The 16679-nt window shown below is 72.3% G+C and carries 16 protein-coding genes; 7 read left to right on the top strand and 9 right to left on the bottom strand.

Annotation, left to right across the window (positions count from 1 at the left end):
* Positions 1–102: 102 nt before the first annotated feature.
* The gene (locus HW566_RS10565) at positions 103–1791 is read left to right on the top strand and encodes an ABC transporter ATP-binding protein (protein ID WP_178012714.1); all 1689 of its coding nucleotides are present in this window, start codon (positions 103–105) and stop codon (positions 1789–1791) included.
* A 79-nt stretch (positions 1792–1870) separates the two neighbouring features.
* Here HW566_RS10565 and HW566_RS10560 read toward each other — a convergent pair whose 3' ends face one another.
* The 3 genes from HW566_RS10560 to HW566_RS10550 all read right to left on the bottom strand — a co-directional run bounded on the left by HW566_RS10560 (position 1871) and on the right by HW566_RS10550 (position 5578).
* Positions 1871–2824: an ABC transporter permease gene (locus HW566_RS10560; RefSeq protein ID WP_178012712.1), complete on the bottom strand. Its 954-nt coding sequence runs from the start codon at positions 2822–2824 to the stop codon at positions 1871–1873.
* A complete protein-coding gene (locus tag HW566_RS10555) occupies positions 2821–3825 on the bottom strand; it encodes an ABC transporter permease (RefSeq protein WP_178012711.1) in 1005 nt (334 codons plus the stop codon). Before HW566_RS10555 ends, HW566_RS10560 begins: the two co-directional genes overlap by 4 nt.
* A 79-nt stretch (positions 3826–3904) precedes the next feature.
* On the bottom strand, positions 3905–5578 hold the full coding sequence (locus HW566_RS10550) for an ABC transporter substrate-binding protein (protein ID WP_178012709.1): 1674 nt from the start codon (positions 5576–5578) through the stop codon (positions 3905–3907).
* Between the two features lie 161 nt (positions 5579–5739).
* On the opposite strand from HW566_RS10550, the gene HW566_RS10545 reads away from it, so the two are divergent.
* From HW566_RS10545 to HW566_RS10535, 3 genes are all read left to right on the top strand, one after another.
* A complete protein-coding gene (locus HW566_RS10545) occupies positions 5740–6603 on the top strand; it encodes a spermidine synthase (RefSeq protein WP_178012707.1) in 864 nt (287 codons plus the stop codon).
* A 78-nt stretch (positions 6604–6681) separates the two neighbouring features.
* Complete coding sequence (locus HW566_RS10540) at positions 6682–7206, top strand: hypothetical protein (protein WP_178012705.1); 525 nt, start codon at positions 6682–6684, stop codon at positions 7204–7206.
* Positions 7207–7249: 43 nt separating this feature from the next.
* Positions 7250–7738: a SprT-like domain-containing protein gene (locus HW566_RS10535; protein ID WP_178012703.1), complete on the top strand. Its 489-nt coding sequence runs from the start codon at positions 7250–7252 to the stop codon at positions 7736–7738.
* A gap of 41 nt (positions 7739–7779) precedes the next feature.
* Here HW566_RS10535 and HW566_RS10530 read toward each other — a convergent pair whose 3' ends face one another.
* The gene (locus HW566_RS10530) at positions 7780–8463 is read right to left on the bottom strand and encodes a 2-phosphosulfolactate phosphatase (protein WP_178012702.1); all 684 of its coding nucleotides are present in this window, start codon (positions 8461–8463) and stop codon (positions 7780–7782) included.
* Positions 8464–8495: 32 nt separating this feature from the next.
* On the opposite strand from HW566_RS10530, the gene HW566_RS10525 reads away from it, so the two are divergent.
* Positions 8496–9059 carry a hypothetical protein gene (locus HW566_RS10525; protein WP_178012700.1) on the top strand — a complete coding sequence of 188 codons (564 nt, stop codon included), beginning with the start codon at positions 8496–8498 and terminating at the stop codon, positions 9057–9059.
* A gap of 5 nt (positions 9060–9064) precedes the next feature.
* The gene (locus tag HW566_RS10520) at positions 9065–9610 is read left to right on the top strand and encodes a GNAT family N-acetyltransferase (protein ID WP_444860494.1); all 546 of its coding nucleotides are present in this window, start codon (positions 9065–9067) and stop codon (positions 9608–9610) included.
* 30 nt (positions 9611–9640) lie between these two features.
* Here the strand turns inward: HW566_RS10520 and HW566_RS10515 are convergent, their stop codons facing one another.
* The 5 genes from HW566_RS10515 to HW566_RS10495 all read right to left on the bottom strand — a co-directional run bounded on the left by HW566_RS10515 (position 9641) and on the right by HW566_RS10495 (position 15002).
* Entirely contained in the window at positions 9641–11122 is a 1482-nt protein-coding gene (locus HW566_RS10515; protein WP_372955773.1) for an ABC transporter permease, read from the bottom strand.
* Positions 11119–11880, bottom strand: a complete 762-nt coding sequence (locus HW566_RS10510) for an ABC transporter ATP-binding protein (RefSeq protein WP_178012697.1) — start codon at positions 11878–11880, stop codon at positions 11119–11121. The genes HW566_RS10515 and HW566_RS10510 overlap by 4 nt, the downstream gene beginning before the upstream one ends.
* A gap of 178 nt (positions 11881–12058) precedes the next feature.
* Positions 12059–12715 carry a response regulator gene (locus tag HW566_RS10505; RefSeq protein ID WP_178012695.1) on the bottom strand — a complete coding sequence of 219 codons (657 nt, stop codon included), beginning with the start codon at positions 12713–12715 and terminating at the stop codon, positions 12059–12061.
* Positions 12712–13911 carry a sensor histidine kinase gene (locus HW566_RS10500; protein WP_178012693.1) on the bottom strand — a complete coding sequence of 400 codons (1200 nt, stop codon included), beginning with the start codon at positions 13909–13911 and terminating at the stop codon, positions 12712–12714. Before HW566_RS10500 ends, HW566_RS10505 begins: the two co-directional genes overlap by 4 nt.
* Positions 13912–13979: 68 nt before the next feature.
* A complete protein-coding gene (locus HW566_RS10495; protein ID WP_256728669.1) occupies positions 13980–15002 on the bottom strand; it encodes a diacylglycerol/lipid kinase family protein in 1023 nt (340 codons plus the stop codon).
* Positions 15003–15165: 163 nt separating this feature from the next.
* Here HW566_RS10495 and HW566_RS10490 point away from each other — a divergent pair, with 163 nt between their 5' ends.
* Positions 15166–16638: a DUF6421 family protein gene (locus tag HW566_RS10490; RefSeq protein ID WP_178012692.1), complete on the top strand. Its 1473-nt coding sequence runs from the start codon at positions 15166–15168 to the stop codon at positions 16636–16638.
* Positions 16639–16679 lie beyond the last annotated feature (41 nt).

Raw genomic sequence — 16679 nt, 5'->3', positions numbered from 1 at the left:
CCACGCTAGCCCCGCGCCGCGCGGGTGCCGCCGGCGTTACGTCGGTGTAACGGCTGCGCGGCGGCCCGTGCGCTCTCACGTCGGGGAGGGCAGGATGAGGACATGGCAGACTCCTCCACTCCCCTGCTGCGGGTGCGCGACATGGCCGTCGACTTCCGCACGCTCGAGGGACCCGTCCACGCCGTCGAAGGCGTGGACATCGAGATCTCGGCCGGCGAGACCGTCGCGATCGTCGGCGAGTCGGGGTCAGGCAAGTCCACGACCGCGATGGCGGTGATCGGCTTGCTCCCCGGCAACGGTCGTGTCGTGCGCGGCAGCATCCAGCTCGACGGCACCGAGCTCGTCGGTGCTCCCGAGAGCGCGCTGCGACGCATCCGAGGCGGCCAGATCGGACTCGTGCCGCAGGACCCCATGTCGAACCTCAATCCGGTCTCGAAGATCGGCACCCAGGTCGCCGAGACGCTACTCGCGCACGGCCTCGCGACCCCGAAGGACGTCGACCGCAAGGTCGTCGAGACCCTCGCCGCCGCCGGCCTGCCCGACGCCGCGGAGCGCGCGAAGCAGTACCCCCACGAGTTCTCGGGCGGCATGCGCCAGCGGGCCCTGATCGCGATCGGCCTCGCCTGCAACCCGCGCCTGCTCATCGCCGACGAGCCCACGAGCGCGCTCGACGTCACGGTGCAGAAGACGATCCTCGACCAGCTCGGGCGGATGACCGGCGAGCTGGGGACCTCGGTGCTTCTCATCACCCACGACCTGGGGCTCGCCGCCGAGCGCGCCGCGCGCGTGGTCGTGATGCACCGGGGCCGCATCGTCGAGCAGGGTCCCGCCCGCCAGATCCTCGAGGATCCGCAGCAGCCGTACACCCAGGCCCTCGTGAAGGCCGCGCCGTCGGTCGCCGCGGTGCGCCTGCGCCCCGAGGCCTACCGTCCGGCGCCGCCCGCCGAGACGGCATCCGTCGGCGCGCCCGTCGCCGCGGCGCCCGGTGTCGCGGCATCCGCGGCCGACAACATCGTGGAGATCGAGAACCTGACGAAGCTGTACAAGATCCGCGGCAAGAAGGAGGACTTCGCCGCCGTCACCGACGTCTCGCTCGCCATCCCGCGCGGCGAGACGGTCGCGATCGTCGGCGAGTCGGGTTCGGGCAAGACCACGACCGCGCGGATGCTGCTGAAGGTGATCGAGCCGACGTCGGGCACGATCCGCTACGAGGGTCAGGATGTCGCGGGGCTGAAGGGTGCGCAGCTGCGGGAGTTCCGCCAGAAGGTGCAGCCGATCTTCCAGGATCCGTACTCGTCGCTGAACCCGATGTTCACGATCGAGCGGATCATCGGCGAACCCCTCGACTTCTACCGGCGCGGGTCGTCGAAGGAGCGCTCCGCGCGGGTGCGCACGCTCCTCGACGACGTCGCCCTGCCGCAGTCCATGCTGCGCCGGTACCCGTCGGAGCTGTCGGGCGGCCAGCGCCAGCGCGTCGCGATCGCGCGGGCACTGGCCCTGAACCCCGACCTCATCGTGTGCGACGAGCCGGTGTCGGCTCTGGACGTGCTCGTGCAGGATCAGATCCTCACGCTGCTGCGCGACCTGCAGAGCGGATACGGCCTGAGCTACCTCTTCATCTCGCATGATCTGGCCGTCGTGCGCCTGATCTCGGACTACGTCTGCGTCATGAAGGACGGGGCTCTCGTGGAGGCGGCCTCGAGCGAGGAGATCTTCACGAACCCCCGCGACCCCTACACGCGCCGGCTGCTCTCCTCGATCCCCGGCAACGAGCTCGACATCGCCTCCTGAGGCCGCACGCCGGCGCCGCCGGTGGTGCAGCTGTAGCGCGCATCGCCGCGAGGCGGCGGCCGACCGCGGTGCCGGGCGGTCAGCGGGCGCGCGTGCGGGGGTCCATCGCCTCGCGGAGCGACTCGCCGAGCAGGGTGAAGCCGAGCGCCGTGATCATGATGCAGATGCCGGGGAGGAAGGCCAGCCAGGGCGCGATCGCCAGCTCGTTCTGCGCGTAGGTGAGCATGCGACCCCATTCGGCCGTCGCCGCGCCGCCGCCGCCGAGGCCGAGGAACGACAGCGCCGCCGCGTCGATGACCGCCGTCGCGAGGGTCAGAGTCCCCTGCACGATGACGGGACCGAGGCTGTTGGGCAGCACGTGGCTCATGGTGATCTTGCCTCTCCCGAGGCCGAGCGTCTGAGCCGAGAGGATGTAGTCGGCGCTGCGCTGCTGCAGCATCGAGGCCCGCAGCAGGCGCGCGAAGATCGGCACCTGCGACGCTCCGATCGCGATCATGATCGCCAGCTGCGACTGACCGAGGATCGCCGCGATCGAGACCGCCAGCAGCAGGTTCGGCACCGACAGCAGGATGTCGACGAAGCGCATGACCACCGTGTCGACCCAGCCGCCGAACATGCCCGCGAGAAGGCCGAGGAGCATGCCGCCGATCAGCCCGAACGCGGTGGAGATGATGCCGATGAGCAGCGACGCCCGCGCCCCCCAGATGAGCTTCGAGAACACGTCCCCGCCGAAGCGGTCGAGCCCCAACGGGAAGCCGGGGATCTCGCCCGGCCCGGGGATGTTGGTCGGGGTGACCTCCCGCGCGCCCGGGAGGGCCGTCTCGGGATACGGCGCCAGCCACGGGGCGAGGATCGCGACGAGGAGGAACAGGAGCACGATGGCCGTTCCCGCCCAGGCGACCGGATTGCGGCGCAGCCGGGCGAACACGTCGTGCCAGAACCCGCCGCCGGTGCGGGCCTCCAACACCTCGTGCTCGGCCGCCGCGGTGGCCGGCCCGCCACCGGGGGCGGGGGGAAGCGCGTTGGTGCTCATGAGACCCTCACTCTCGGGTCGATCAGGCTGTACGAGACATCGACGATGAGGTTGATGAGCGCGTAGATGATCGCGATGAAGATGATGAACCCCTGCAGCACCGGGAAGTCCCGGGCCGTGATCGCGCGGGCGAGGAACGAGCCGATGCCGGGGAAGGCGAAGACGGTCTCGGTCAGGATCGCGCCCGCCAGCAGCAGACCCACCTGGAGCCCGACGGTGGTGGCGACGGGGAGCATGGCGTTGCGGAGGATGAAGCGGCCGCGAAGCGTGCGCCGGGCGATGCCCTTCGCCCGGCCGGTGCGTACGTAATCGGAGTTCTGAACCTCGAGCACCGACGCACGCGTGATGCGCACGATGATCGCGAGCGGGATCGTGCCGAGGGCGAGGGCGGGCAGGACGAGGTGCAGCACGGCATCCCAGGCGGCGTCGAACTCCCCCGTGATCAGACCGTCGAGCACGTAGAAGTTCGTGTAATGGGTGGCGTCGATGCGCGGGTTCTGCCGGCCGTCCGAGGGCAGCCAGCCCAGCTGGACCGCGAAGACGTACTTCAGCATGAACGCGAGGAAGAACACCGGGATCGTGATGCCCACGAGGCTCAGCACGACGGCGAGGTGGTCGCTGATGCGGCCGTGCCGGCGCGCGGCGAGGTACCCGAGCGGGATGCCGATGCCGACGGCGATGATGAGCGCGGCGATCGAGAGCTCGATCGTCGCCGGGAAGCGGCGGAAGAACTCCTCGACGACCGGACGGCCGGTCTCGATCGAGGAGCCGAAGTCACCGGTGAGCAGGCGCCCCATGTAGGTGGCGTACTGCTCGAGGATGGGGCGGTTGAAGCCGTAGAGCTCGTTGATGCGCTCGATGGCGGCGGGGGTCGCCTTCTCGCCGAGAAGGGCGACGGCAGGACCGCCGGGAAGAGCGCGAACCCAGAGGAAGAGAAGGATGCTGAGCCCGAGGAGGGTGGGGATCAGCAGGAGCAGCCGGTGGCCGATGGTTCGCAGCAACGCGGAATCTTTCGGTCGAGGAGTGCGGGGCGGGCTCGCGCCCGAGGCGGTGGCCCGCCCCGCGTGGATCAGCGGAGCGTCACTCGGTCAGCACGATGCCGGTGAACACCTCGTCGTTGACCGGGCTGGCCGGGTAGCTCTCGACGCGCGGGTCGAATGCCAGCGTCGGGGCCGGGTGGGCCAGCGGGACACCGGGGATGAACTCGGCGACCTGCTCGTTGATCTGCTCGTAGAGCTCGGTCTGCTCGTCGAGGTTCGGGATGCCGCGGGCCTCGTTCAGCGCCGCGAACAGCTCCGGGTTGTCGAAGCCCCACTCGGCCGACTGCGCCCCGAAGAACACGCCGACGAAGTTGTCGGTGTCGTTGTAGTCACCCGTCCACCCGAGCAGGTGGATGCCGTGATCGGGCGTGCCGGTGATCTTGTCGAGGTAGTCCGGGCTCCAGGCATCCGTCTGGGCCGTCAGCTGCACCCCGACCTCGGTCAGCTGCGTCGAGATGACCGTGGCGATCTGCTCGGGGTCCGGCATGTAGGGACGCGAGACGTTGACCGGGTAGTTGAAGGTCAGCGTCAGCGGGTTGTCGGCGGTGTAGCCGGCCTCGGCGAGCAGCGCGCGCGCCTGCTCGGGGTCGTACTCGTAGGTCGTCACGTCGGGGTTGTACCCGTTGACCGTGTCGGGCATGAACTGCGTCGCGACCTCGGTGCCCTCGGGGAGGACCTGCGTGATGAGGGCCTCCTTGTCGATCGCGTGCGACAGCGCCTGGCGCACGCGGACGTCCTGCAGCTCGGGCTGGGCCTGGTTGAACGCGAGGTAGAGGATCGTGAACGGCGGGCGCGAGACCATCGTGTAGCCGGCGTCCTCGAGAGCGGCCGTGTCGGCGGGGCCGACCAGGTCGTAGCCGTCGATCGAACCGGCCTCGAGCGCCTGACGGCGCGCGGTCGGGTCATCGATGACGCGGAAGATGATCTGGTCGACCTGACCCGACTCGCCCCAGTACTCGTCGTAGGCCGAGAGCGTGAGCTCCTCGCCCGGCGACCACTCGTCGAACTTGTAGGGACCGGTGCCGGTCGGGTGACCCGCACCGTACTCCGACAGCGAGGGCGCCTCCTCGGTGCCGCCGATCTCGTCGGCACCGTACTCCTCGAGGGCTGCGGGGCTCTGCATCGCGAAGGCCGGCAGCGACAGGGCGGGGATGAACCCGGCGAAGGGCTGCTTCAGCTGCACGGTCGCCTCGAGCTCGCCGTCGGCGGAGCAGGAGTCGTACACCGCGGTGTCGGGGCTGTCGACGTAGCCGCGGAAGAGCTTTCCGTAGTAGTACGACAGCGCCTCGCTCGCGGCCAGGCCCGTCCAGTTGTACCAGCGGTCGAAGTTCGCGCACACCGCCTCGGCGTCGAACGCGGTGCCGTCGTGGAAGGTCACGCCCTCCTTCAGCTGGAACGTGTGGGTGAGTCCGTCCTCGGAGGACTCCCAGCTCTCCGCGAGCAGCGGCGCGGGGTCGGCCGTGCCGGGCTCGGTGCCCACGAGACCCTCGAAGATCTGACGCGAGACGCGGAAGGTCTCGCCGTCCTGCGCGAAGGCGGGGTCGAGGCTGGCCGGGTCGGCGGATGCCGCGAACACGAATGTGCCGTCGACGTCGGTCGCGGCGTCGGTCTCGCCGCCACCTCCGCGCTGGCTGGTGCACGCCGAGAGGGCGAGGGCGCCGACGGCGACCACCGCCAGACCCGCGAGCGCGCGCTTCCGAGGAGTGGAGAGCATGGGGGTGTCCCTTTCTGAGGTCCGGAGCGGGCACACCGCGGCGCGCTCCGAGGTAATGCGTCCGAACCTATACGGGCCGGAGGCTCGAAGTCATTACATCGATGTCTCGATCGTGTTTCGACTGCGCAGATCGGTGCACCGGAGGCCGATAGCGTGGGGGAATGGCTCGAGCGCGCGTGGAGGAGTCCGGTCCGCAGGCCCGCCTGTCGGACGGCACGATCGCGCGCATCGTGCCCAGCGGCTTCACCTCGGGCTACGAGCTCGACGTCGACGGCACGCCCCAGTCGCACGTCGACCTCGACGACCCCACGCACCTGCACTTCGAGTACATCGCGCGGATGGCGGCCGTGATCGACCGGCTGCGGATGCCGGGGCAACCGCTGACCGCCGTCCATCTCGGCGCCGGCGCCCTGACGCTCCCCCGCTACATCGCCCACACCCGTCCGGGCTCACGGCAGCAGGTCATCGAGCTCGAGCAGCCGCTGGTCGACCTCGTCCGCGAGGCCCTGCCGCTGCCGCGAGGGGCGCAGGTCCGGGTGCGCATCGGCGACGCGCGCACCGTGGCCGAGAAGCTCCCCCCGGGGCTGACCGGAGCCGCCGACCTGGTCGTCTCGGACGTGTTCGCCGGCGCGCAGACACCCGCCCACCTGACCACGGTGGAGTACTACCGCTCGATCGCACGGCTGCTCGATCCCGCCGGCGTGCTGCTGGTCAACGTCGCCGACGGCGCCGGCCTGGCCTTCGCGCGGCGTCAGGTGGCGACCGTGCGCGAGGTGCTCCCCGAGGTGCTGCTGCTGGCCGAGGTGCAGCTGCTCAAGGGGCGCCGGTTCGGCAACATCGTCATCGCGGCCTCCGCATCGCCGCTCCCCTCGGAATGGCTGCCACGACTCATGGCCGCGGGGCCCTTCCCCGCGAAGGTGGCCCAGGGGGCCGAGATCGACGAGTTCGCGCGCGGCGCGCGCATCGCCACCGACGCAGACGCGACGCCCTCGCCCAAGCCCGCGTCATCCGTCTTCGAGCGCTGATCGGCGCGGCGGCCGGGGGGTGGCGCCGGTTCGGTCCAGACTGGGATACACCGTTCTCGAATCGCGGAGGGGGCGACGGTGGGCTACATCCTCGGGTACGACCCGGACACGCTGCGGGAGATCGTCGACCCGGAGCAGTGCGTCGAGCGCCTCGACGAGATCGGCGAGCAGCGCAGCCTGCCCGCCCTCCTCGAGCGCGTCTGGCTGCTGAAGGTCCTCGACCGCCTCGACGAGGGTCTCGTCGTCGCCGAGCAGGCGGTGCGCGTGGCGCGTATGGGCGGCACACGCAAGGACCTGCTGCGCGCGCGCGTGCTCCACGCGACGATCCTGCAGCATCGCGGCGCCTACGCCGCGGCGATCCAGGAGCTGACGACGTGCGCGGAAGAGGCGGAGGGGCAGAACTGGCCGGCGCTGGCCGCGTTCGCGTTCCAGCACCGCGGCAAGGTATCGTACGACGCCGCCGACTACGCCGCCGCCCGCACCGACTTCAAGCGCGCCCTGTTCCTCCGGCAGGAGAGCGGCGCGTCCGAGGATCAGCTCGAGTCGACCCTGCTCGCCGTCGACGCTGCGGAGCGTCGGTCGCGCGCGAGCGTGGCCGGCTGAACCGGCAGCGGCCCTGTCCCACCCCGCGCGTAGCGTCGACGTCATGAGCGATCTCGATCGGGTCCGCGTCTGGGCCGAGGCACTCATCGCCACGCACCTGGACGACTCGTGGACCTTCCGTTTCGACAACGCCAAGCGCCGCGCCGGCCAGTGCGACTACACCCGCCGCTGCATCAGCGTCTCGCGGTATCTCGCCGCCCGCTTCGACGACGACGAGAACCACCAGACCCTGTTGCACGAGGTGGGCCACGCCCTCGCCGGCCCCACCGCCGGTCACGGCCGGGAGTGGCTGCGCATCGCCCGCGACCTCGGCTACGTCGGCGGCACGACTCACCGCGGTGAGACCGCCGTGGAGCTCGCACCCTGGATCGGCCACTGCCCCGCCGGCCACGTCGCCTACCGTCACCGCCGTCCGACGCGGGCGGCATCCTGTCGCTCGTGCGCATCGTCGTACGACGAGCGCTATCTGTTCCGGTGGGTGCGTCGCGACATCTCGGCCGCCGACCGGCGAGCCGCCGCGACCCCGCGTTGAGCGGACCCGGGGCGGCGGTCGGCAGGTGAGGACTCGGCGCGTCAGGCCACGGTGAACACCCCGTCGCGGAGCGTCGGGACGGCCGCGTCGACGTCGAGCTGCGCGGCGGCGAGGATCTCGTCGCGGCGCCCGGCCGCGATGAGCTCCTGCCCGGAGCCGCTGGCGGTGAGCAGATGGCGCACGGCGCCGCCGAGCCCGCGCGCCGCCTCGCAGGCCGCCGCGGCCTCGGGCGAGGTGTGGTCGAGGCCTCGCCGCGAGAGGGCGTCGACGACCGCCCCGGCGCCCAGCAGGTCCTCGACGGCGAAGCGCAGCTCGACGGCGTCGACCGGCGCGGGACGCCCCTCCGACCCGTCGAAGGCGGCGGCCGTCCGCTGCTCGCCGGCGGCGATGACCGCGATGCTCGTGCGCGCGCCGCGGCGCTGCTGCTCGCCGAGCACGGCGTCGGCCACGGCGCCGGCGTTGCGGAGGCAGCCCAGCAGCACGAGCGATCCGGATGCCGCGGCGGCGGCAGCGATCGCGCCACCGTCGCGCTCCGCCTCGAGCTCCGCCAGAGCGACCTCGGCACCCGCGGCGATCCGCGCCGCGACCGCGGACGACGGGCCCACGACATCGACCACGACGACGACGTCTGCGGGGGCCAGGCGCTCGAGCCCGGCACGGCCCCAGTCCAGCCGCACCTGGTAGCGGGACTGGTCGAACGGCGAACCTGCGGCGGGCGACGGCATCCGATCAGCCTACGACGGGGCAGACTGGGCGCATGCGCATCCTCCAGAAGCTCGTGCTCGACTGCGACGCCGACGCCGCCTGGCGCGCCCTGCACTCTCCGCGGGCCCTCGCCGAGCTGTACGCACCGCTCATGGGCATGGAACCCCTCGCGACGGAGGGGATGCCGACCTCGCTCGAGCCCGGGGCCGACGTCCCCGTCCAGCTGAGCGCGCTCGGGCTTCCGATCGGACGCCAGCTGATCCACGTCTCGGACCGATACCTCGAGGAGCGGCGGGCGGATGCGCCCGGCGGCGACCCGGTGCGGATCCTGCGCGACAGCGGCATCCCGTTGACGGGCCCCCTCTCGGTGCTCGACGTGTGGGACCACCAGATGGCGGTCTCGCCCGCTCCCGGCGATCCCGGCCGCACGCTGTGGCGCGAGCGGCTCGTGATCGGCGGCCTCGCGGCACCCGTGCTCTGGCCCGTGCTGTGGACGACGTGGCAGTGGCGCGCCGCGCGGCTGCGGCAGGTCGCGCCGACCTGGGCCTTCGACCCCGCTGCCGAGCCCGACGCGGGCACCGGGGCCGGCACGGGAACCGCCGCGCCGCTCGAATGACCGCCGTGGCGGTGCGACGGGCCGTTCCCGCCGACGCCGCGGGCATCGCGCACGTGCATGTGCAGGCGTGGCGCGAGGCCTATACGGGCCGGATGCCGCAGAGCATCCTCGACCGCCTCGACGAGGAGCGACTGACCCGCACGCGCGCCGAGTCGCTCGAGCACGAGCAGCTCCCGTACGGCGGCGGCGACGGCGCGCCGACCGAGGGTCGCGCTGCGGCGTCGGAGCCCGGCCCGGTCGCCACCTGGGTCGCCGTCCACGCGGGCGAGATCGTGGGGTGGGCCGTCAGCGGACCCTCGCGCGACGACGCGCCGCCGACACCGCGCGAGCTGTACGCGATCTACGTGCTCGCCGCCCATCACGGTTCGGGGGCGGGCCGGGCACTCCTGGATGCCGCGATCGGCCGCGGACCCGCGTCTCTCTGGGTGCTCGCCGACAACCCGCGCGCCCGGGCGTTCTACGCCCGCAACGGGTTCCGCCCCGACGGCGCCGCCAAGGACGACACGGGCTGGGGTGCGACGATCAGCGAGGTCCGGCTCGTCCGTCGGTGACGGCGGACCGGACCCCGCTCTGCCCGCTCCTCAGTCGGCGAGCGCCTCGACCGGTGAGACGCGCGTCGCCAGCCGGGTGGGCACGACGGCCGCGACGAGCGTCAGCACCGCGGTGGCCGCGACGACGCCCGCGACGATGAGCCAGGGGATGCCGGGGAGCACGAAGGTCGGTGACGACCACAGCGGCGGAACCTGCACCGAGCCGAGGAGCGACTGCGCGGCGGCCCAGCCGTACGCGATCCCGAGCACGAGGCCGAACACGACGGCCGTGATGGTCACGTGCGCCGCCTCGAAGAGCACCATCGCGCGGACCTGCCGCCCCGTCAGACCGAGTGCTCGCAGCAGCCCGAGCTCGCGCGTGCGCTGCACGACGCCGATCGTGAGGAGATTCACCAGGCCGACCGCGGCGATGACCGCCGACACGCCGACCAGCGCCATCATGACCGCGCTGAACGTGTCGAGCAGCTGCGCCATCTCGGGGGCGACCTCGCCGCCCCCCGAGGCCGCCATGACGCCCTTGACCGACTCGGTGGCGACGGCGAACATCGTCACGAGCGTGACCCCCATCACCACTCCGATGGCCATGCGGCTCGATCGCTCCGGATACCGCAGCGCGTTCTCCGCCGCCAGGCGGGCCGCGGCCGATCGACCGAACAGGCGTCCGGTCGCGCGCAGCAGCGGCGGCATCACGAGCGTCGCGCCGAGGCTGAGACCGGTGAACGAGGCCAGGCCACCCAGGAAGGCGATGACGACACCGAGCGGCGTCACGAACCCGGCGAGGATCCCGAGCGCGAGCAGCGCCGCTCCGACGGCGAAGAGCGCGATCGCCGCGACCCGCCGCGGCGTACGGCCGGCGGCTTCCCCCGCCGTGCGGGGGGCAGCGCCCGACAGGGCTGCGAGCGGTGTGACCTCGAGCACCCGCCGCGACCCCGCCCACGCCGCCATCCACGTGGTCAGCGCGACGATGACGGCGGGTGCCAGCAGGATCGGCTGAACGACGCTGTAGTCCACGTCGATGCCCCAGGCCGCATCCGCCGCCCACTGCAGGATCATGGCCGCCGCGGTGCCGCCGACGAGTCCGAGCACCGCGCCGATCGCGCCGACGACCAGCCCCTGCCGCGCGATCTGAGCACGCTGCGAGCGGGCCGAGGCGCCGATCAGGCGCAGGAGCGCGATCTGCCGGGTGCGGCCCGCGACGATCGTGGCGAACGTGTTGGCGGTGACGATCGCGGCGACGTACACGGCCACGGCCACCAGCAGCACGCTCAGGATGGCCACCACCGCCGCGACCGTGTCTCCCCCACCGAGATAGGGATCGGCCAGCAGCCAGGCTCCGATGAGACCGGTGGCCGCGATCAGCAGCACCCCGAAACCGCCCGAGATCGCCGAGACGAGCACCGAGGCCCCCATTCCCCGCTCGCGCAGCCACGCGAGCCGGCCGGATGCCGCTGCGCGCGGCGCCTCGACCCCACCCCTGCCCGCGGTGACGGCGGGCGCGGCCACCGCGGTCACGCCGACACCTCGGCGGCGAGCATGTGCGACGAGATGGCCTCGGCGCTCTGACTCGACTTGTCGGCGACGATGCGGCCGTCGCCGAGGAAGATCACCCGGTCGGCGTGCGCGGCGGCGACCGGGTCGTGGGTGACCATCGCGATCGACTGCCCGTGATCGCGGCTGGCCGCCGCGAGCAGCGCCAGCACCTCACGTCCGGTGCGGGAGTCGAGGTTGCCGGTGGGCTCGTCGGCGAACACGAGATCGGGCGCGGTCGCCAGCGCGCGGGCGATCGCGACGCGCTGCTGCTGGCCGCCCGAGAGCTGGTGCGGCCGATGACGCAGCCGGCCGCCGAGGCCCAACGAGTCGACGAGTCCGTCGATGCGTGAGCGCTCGAGCGCCGACGGCGCGCGACCGTCGAGTTCGAAGGGCAGGGTGATGTTGCCCAGGACATCGAGGGTCGGCACGAGGTTGAAGGACTGGAAGACGAACCCCACGCGGCGTCGCCGCAGGATCGTGAGGTCGAGGTCGGACAGTCCCGAGATCTCGGTGTCGCCGATCCAGGCTCGCCCCGACGTGGGCGCGTCGAGGCCGGCCATGATGTGCATGAGGGTGGACTTGCCCGAACCGGACGGGCCCATGATCGCGGTGAACTCCCCGCGACGGATGCCGACCGAGACGCCGTCGAGGGCGCGGACGCCGGACTCGCCGGAGCCGAAGGTCTTGGTGAGGTTCTGGACCCGGGCGGCGAGGCCGAGGTCGGAGGTCGAGATCTGCATGATGTCGACGCTACGAAGCGGCCCCGCGCCGCCGCATCCGTCGCTCGTCGTCGTCGTCTACATCTCGCGGATGACCCCGGGAACCGCGGGACGTGACGTTCGCGCCGAGCCTCGGGGGGGGCGAACCCGTCGTCTCGGCGCGGAACCGACGTCTCGCGGCCCAGGGACGGGCGGCGGGTCAGGCGAGGCCGTGCTCGAAGGCGAAGACGACCAGCTGCACCCGGTCCCGCAGCGCGAGCTTGGCCAGGATCCGGCTGATGTGCGTCTTGACCGTCGCCTCGGAGAGGAACTCCCGCCCGGCGATCTCGGCATTGGACAGCCCGCGCGCGGCGAGCGCGAAGATCTCGCGTTCACGGTCGGTCAGCTCGCCGAACGCCGCGGGCACGGGCTTGTGGTCGGGACCCGAGAACGTCGAGAAGAGCTCACGCGTCGCCGACGCCGCGATGACCGACGACCCCGCGTGCACGGTGCGGATGGCCGCGAGCAGGAACTCGGGGTCGGCGTCCTTCAGCAGGAAGCCGCTCGCCCCCTGCCGGATGGCGCGCGCGGCGGCCTCATCGAGGTCGAAGGTCGTGAGCATGACGATGCGCGGCGGTTCGCCGCCGAAGAGCGGATCGTCGAGGAGTTCGGCCGTGGCGGTCAGGCCGTCCATCACCGGCATGCGGATGTCCATGAGCACCACGTCGGGCCGCGTCTCGCGGACGACACGGAGCGCCTCGGCGCCGTCGGACGCCTCGCCGACCACCTCGAGGTCGGGCTGCGAGGCGACGACCATGCGGATGCCGGCGCGGAACAGCGCCTGGTCGTCGACCAGGACGATACGGACGGCGCTCACGCCGGTCCGCCGATGGGCAGCGTCGCCGACACCGCGAACTCGCGGCCCGCGGGGCCGACCTCGAGCGTGCCGCCCATGAGCTGGGCACGCTCGCGCATGCCGATGAGCCCGTGTCCGCCCGAGCGCGAGGAACCGGACGCGTCGACGGCCGGGTGCCCGAGGGGGTTGGTCACACGCACCTCCACGCGATCGGGCAGCCAGGCCAGGGACACCTCGACAGTACCGCCCGCCCCGTGGCGCATCGCGTTGGTCAGGGCCTCCTGGAGGATGCGGTAGACCGCGATCTGCACCGCCGCCGGTGGCTCGCCGGGTGGCGCCGGGTCGACGTCGACCCGCAGGTCCATCCCCGCCGCACGCACCTGGGCGTACAGCACCTCGAGCTCCGCGACGGTGGGCTGCGGACCCTCGCCCTCGCTGTGGCGAAGTTGGGTCAGCAGCATCCGCACGTCCGAGAGGGCGGAGCGGGCGGTCGTGGAGATCGTCTGCAGCGACGCCGATGCCGCGTCGGGGTCGGTCGTCGCGGCGTAGCGCGCGCCGTCGGCCTGCGCGATGACCACGGCGAGGGAGTGGGCGACCACGTCGTGCATGTCGCGCGCGATGCGGTTGCGCTCGGACTCGGCCGTCGCCCGCGCCTCGGCACGACGCTGCGCCTCGGCGTTGCCGCGGGCCCGGATGCCCACCCGCACGAGTGCCCCGACGGTCCAGGCCAGCAGCAGGCCCAGCACCGAGGCGATGAAGAGCATGGTGCCGGTGAGGAGGAAGAACACGAGGTCGTCGCCGGCGGCGGTGAGCGAGTACGCCGCCGAGGGGATGAGCAGGTAGACGGTGATGGCCAGCGCACCGGCGATCGAGGAGGCGAATCCGAGCCAGAAGATGCGGTTGGTGCCGTAGGCGGCGCACGTGTACAGCACCGCGAAGATCGCGATGTCCACGGGCAGCGGCGGCAGCTGCGCGAGCATCTGCAGGATCGCCCCCACCCAGGCCAGGACGAGCGCGAGCGCGGGCGAGGCCCGGCGCAGCGCCACGGCGGCGCTGAAGGGCACGATCAGCAGCACCGACACGATCGCCGCGATCCGGTCGGCCGGGATGACGACCCCGATCACTCCGCCCCAGGTGACCAGCAGCATCACGGCCGCGAACGCCCCCGCGACCGAGACGTCGACGGCGATCTGAGAGCGGCGCAAGGGACGGAACACGCTCCGACGGTACGCGAGTGCCGCCGGCGCGGCATCCGTCTCGCGATGTATCCCGACAGGCGGGCGGGTCATCCCTCCGAGGCGGCGCGCGCTGCGCCGGCGGGGGCGTACACGCGCAGACCGTCGGAGACGGTGCGCAGCCGCAGCCGGAACCCGGTCGCCGGCGCCTCGGCGATCTCGCCGTCGTGGGCGAACACCGCGGGCGCGTCGCCGGGACGCACCGTGAGCTCGACCGACGACGCCACGATGCGCTCGAGATCGGAGGCCGGGGGCAGCAGGCGCAGCGCACGCATCAGGGCGAGCATGCGCCGGCCGAACGCGAGGGAGGCGACCGCACGCAACCGCGTGCCGCGCGCGTGGTGCACGCGCAGATCGAGCACGGCGTCGTCGAGATCGGAGCGCTGCATCATCGCGATGCGCCGGGGGTCGCCGTGGCCGATCCCGGCGAAGACCGACCAGACCACCGCACGACGACCGTCGCGCACGACCTCGATGCGATGCGCCCCCTGGATCTCGCGCCACGCCGCCACGGCACCGCCCCACCATTTGCCGAGGCTCGTGCGCTTCTCCCGCTCCGCGAGGAGCTCGGGGTAGGCGCCCAACGAGACGGCGTTGAGCACGGTGATCGGCTCGCCGTCGTCGACCGCGACCTCGGCCACCGCCGCGGTGCGCAGCGTCCCGGCGGCAAAGGCGTCGAGGGCGGCCGTGACGGTCTCGAGTCCGGCGGCCCGGGCGAAGTGGTTGAAGGTCCCGCCGGGGAGCACGAGCAGCGGCAACCCATGCCGCCGCGCCAGCTGCGCGGCCCGCGACACCGATCCGTCGCCGCCCAGGACGGCGAGCGCGACCGGCGGCTCGCCGGCCATCGCAGCCCCGACGATGTCGTCGATCGAGGAGTCGCCGAGCATCTCGATGCGCGCGGCCGGCAGCCGCCGGCGGATCTCCGGCATGGGGTCGGGGCGGACGACCGAGGTGCCCGAGCGCGGGTTGGCCACGAGCAGCACGCCCATCCCGTCGGGATCGGCCCGCCGCTCCGTGGGCCCCGACTCACCGGGGGTGTCGATGTTCTCGGGACGCGCGGCGGAGGAGGCCATCCCCCGACGCTATCCCTGCCCCCGCATACCGGCCATGCCTTGACAGTCGCGCTGCGCGGCCACGGGCATGGGGATCGCGGGCCGACGCTGCGGCCGGATATGCTGACGCGACCTGACAGCCGCTCCCGCGCGGGAGCCGTACCTCGTGGATCGGAGGTTCCCCATGTCCATCGCTCAGACGCACCCCACCCCCGGTGCCGCCAAGACGATCATCGGCGAGCCCGAGGTCGTCGAGGACGGCGGCGCGATCGACGTCGCACCGAGCCTCGAGCTCGCGCGCGGCGTGGAGCACGACCCCGCCTGGATCTCCCTGCGCGACGCCGCGACGGCGCTGCAGGCGGTGCAGGCGGCCGACGGATCGATACCCGATCCCGGCGATCACGAGACGGCGCGGCGGCATGTCGCGTCGATCACCGCGGCGATCGGGCGCCTCGCGCCACGATTCCCGCACGACGCCGACTATCTCGCGGCATCGATCCGGGACTTCGACAGATGGGCCGGCACGCGCTCGAGGGAGGGGGCGTTCGGCGTGCCCGATTTCCTCGACTCGCTCGTGGCCTTCCAGCCGCAGCGCCACCGCGTCGACGGCATCCGTCACCTCGTCGTGTTCCCGATGTACACCCAGAACGGATCGCGCGACCGGCACGTCGAGGCGCTGCTGGTCGAGGCCATCTGGCCCGAGGCCATCGCACGGCTCGAGACGCTGTACCCGAACCCGCTCTTCGTCTCGCTGCGGCTGCTCGACTTCACCGCGGGGTACGACACCGATTCGGCGGTGCTGTTCCCCGAGACCGTCGCGATGCGCGAAGTCCCGCCGTTCACGTGGGGGGCGATCTTCCAGGATCGCGAGGCGGCCCGATACCGCCGCGTCGTGCGCGAAGCATCCGGGATCACGAAGCTGGAGCTCCCCGCCGAGGCCGCGCAGATGCTCGAGGATCAGGAGCTCACCGAGCGGGCGTTCGTGATGTGGGACCTCATCCACGACCGGACGCACATGCGCGGGGACCTGCCGTTCGACCCGTTCATGATCAAGCAGCGGATGCCGTACTTCCTGTACTCCCTCGAGGAGCTGCGGTGCGACCTCACCGCCTTCCGTGAGTGCGTCGAGCTCGACCGGCGGCTCAGTGCCGACCCCGACCTCGACCAGGCGGATGCCGAGCTGCTGCGGCTGTCGCGGCTCGTGCAGTACGCGGTGATCTTCGATCGGATCTTCCGGTTCGCGATCACCGGCACGCGGGTGCGCAACTACGACGGGCTCGGCGGTCAGCTGCTGTTCGCCTGGTTGCACCGGCGGGGCGTGCTGCACTGGACCGACACCGCTCTCGCGTTCGAATGGGGGGAGGTCCCGGACGCCGTCGTCGCCCTGGGAGATGCGATCGACCGCCTCTACTGGGAGTCGATCGACCGCCCGAAGACCTCTCACTGGCTGGCGGCCTACGACCTCGTCCGCTCGGTGCTCGAACCGCATCCGGCGTCGGCGTGGGCCCGTGGCCTGCCCGACGACGTCCTCGCGGGGCCGCCGAAGGGCTACACCGACGCCGTGCGGGACGACGAGTTCCCGCTGTCGATGTTCTACGAGGCGCTCGAGAAGAAGATGCGCGACGTGATCGCCTCCACCCGCGGCATCCGGGGCTGACCCGCGCACCGGGGCGAGGCCGCGCCCGAGGCTGAGAGGAT

Origin of the sequence: Microbacterium oleivorans (assembly GCF_013389665.1) — a bacterium.
Classification (GTDB): domain Bacteria; phylum Actinomycetota; class Actinomycetes; order Actinomycetales; family Microbacteriaceae; genus Microbacterium; species Microbacterium oleivorans_C.
The sequence above is the reverse complement of the archived record's forward strand: the minus strand, read 5'-3'. Positions and strand labels throughout refer to the sequence as shown.

Coding starts and splice junctions, on each gene's coding strand:
- HW566_RS10565 (WP_178012714.1), top strand. CDS start 103: ATGGCAGACTCCTCCACTCCCCTGCTGCGGGTGCGCGACATGGCCGTC.
- HW566_RS10535 (WP_178012703.1), top strand. CDS start 7,250: ATGAGCGATCTCGATCGGGTCCGCGTCTGGGCCGAGGCACTCATCGCC.
- HW566_RS10545 (WP_178012707.1), top strand. CDS start 5,740: ATGGCTCGAGCGCGCGTGGAGGAGTCCGGTCCGCAGGCCCGCCTGTCG.
- HW566_RS10510 (WP_178012697.1), bottom strand. CDS start 11,880: ATGCAGATCTCGACCTCCGACCTCGGCCTCGCCGCCCGGGTCCAGAAC.
- HW566_RS10495 (WP_256728669.1), bottom strand. CDS start 15,002: ATGGCCTCCTCCGCCGCGCGTCCCGAGAACATCGACACCCCCGGTGAG.
- HW566_RS10530 (WP_178012702.1), bottom strand. CDS start 8,463: ATGCCGTCGCCCGCCGCAGGTTCGCCGTTCGACCAGTCCCGCTACCAG.
- HW566_RS10525 (WP_178012700.1), top strand. CDS start 8,496: ATGCGCATCCTCCAGAAGCTCGTGCTCGACTGCGACGCCGACGCCGCC.
- HW566_RS10490 (WP_178012692.1), top strand. CDS start 15,166: ATGTCCATCGCTCAGACGCACCCCACCCCCGGTGCCGCCAAGACGATC.
- HW566_RS10550 (WP_178012709.1), bottom strand. CDS start 5,578: ATGCTCTCCACTCCTCGGAAGCGCGCGCTCGCGGGTCTGGCGGTGGTC.
- HW566_RS10560 (WP_178012712.1), bottom strand. CDS start 2,824: ATGAGCACCAACGCGCTTCCCCCCGCCCCCGGTGGCGGGCCGGCCACC.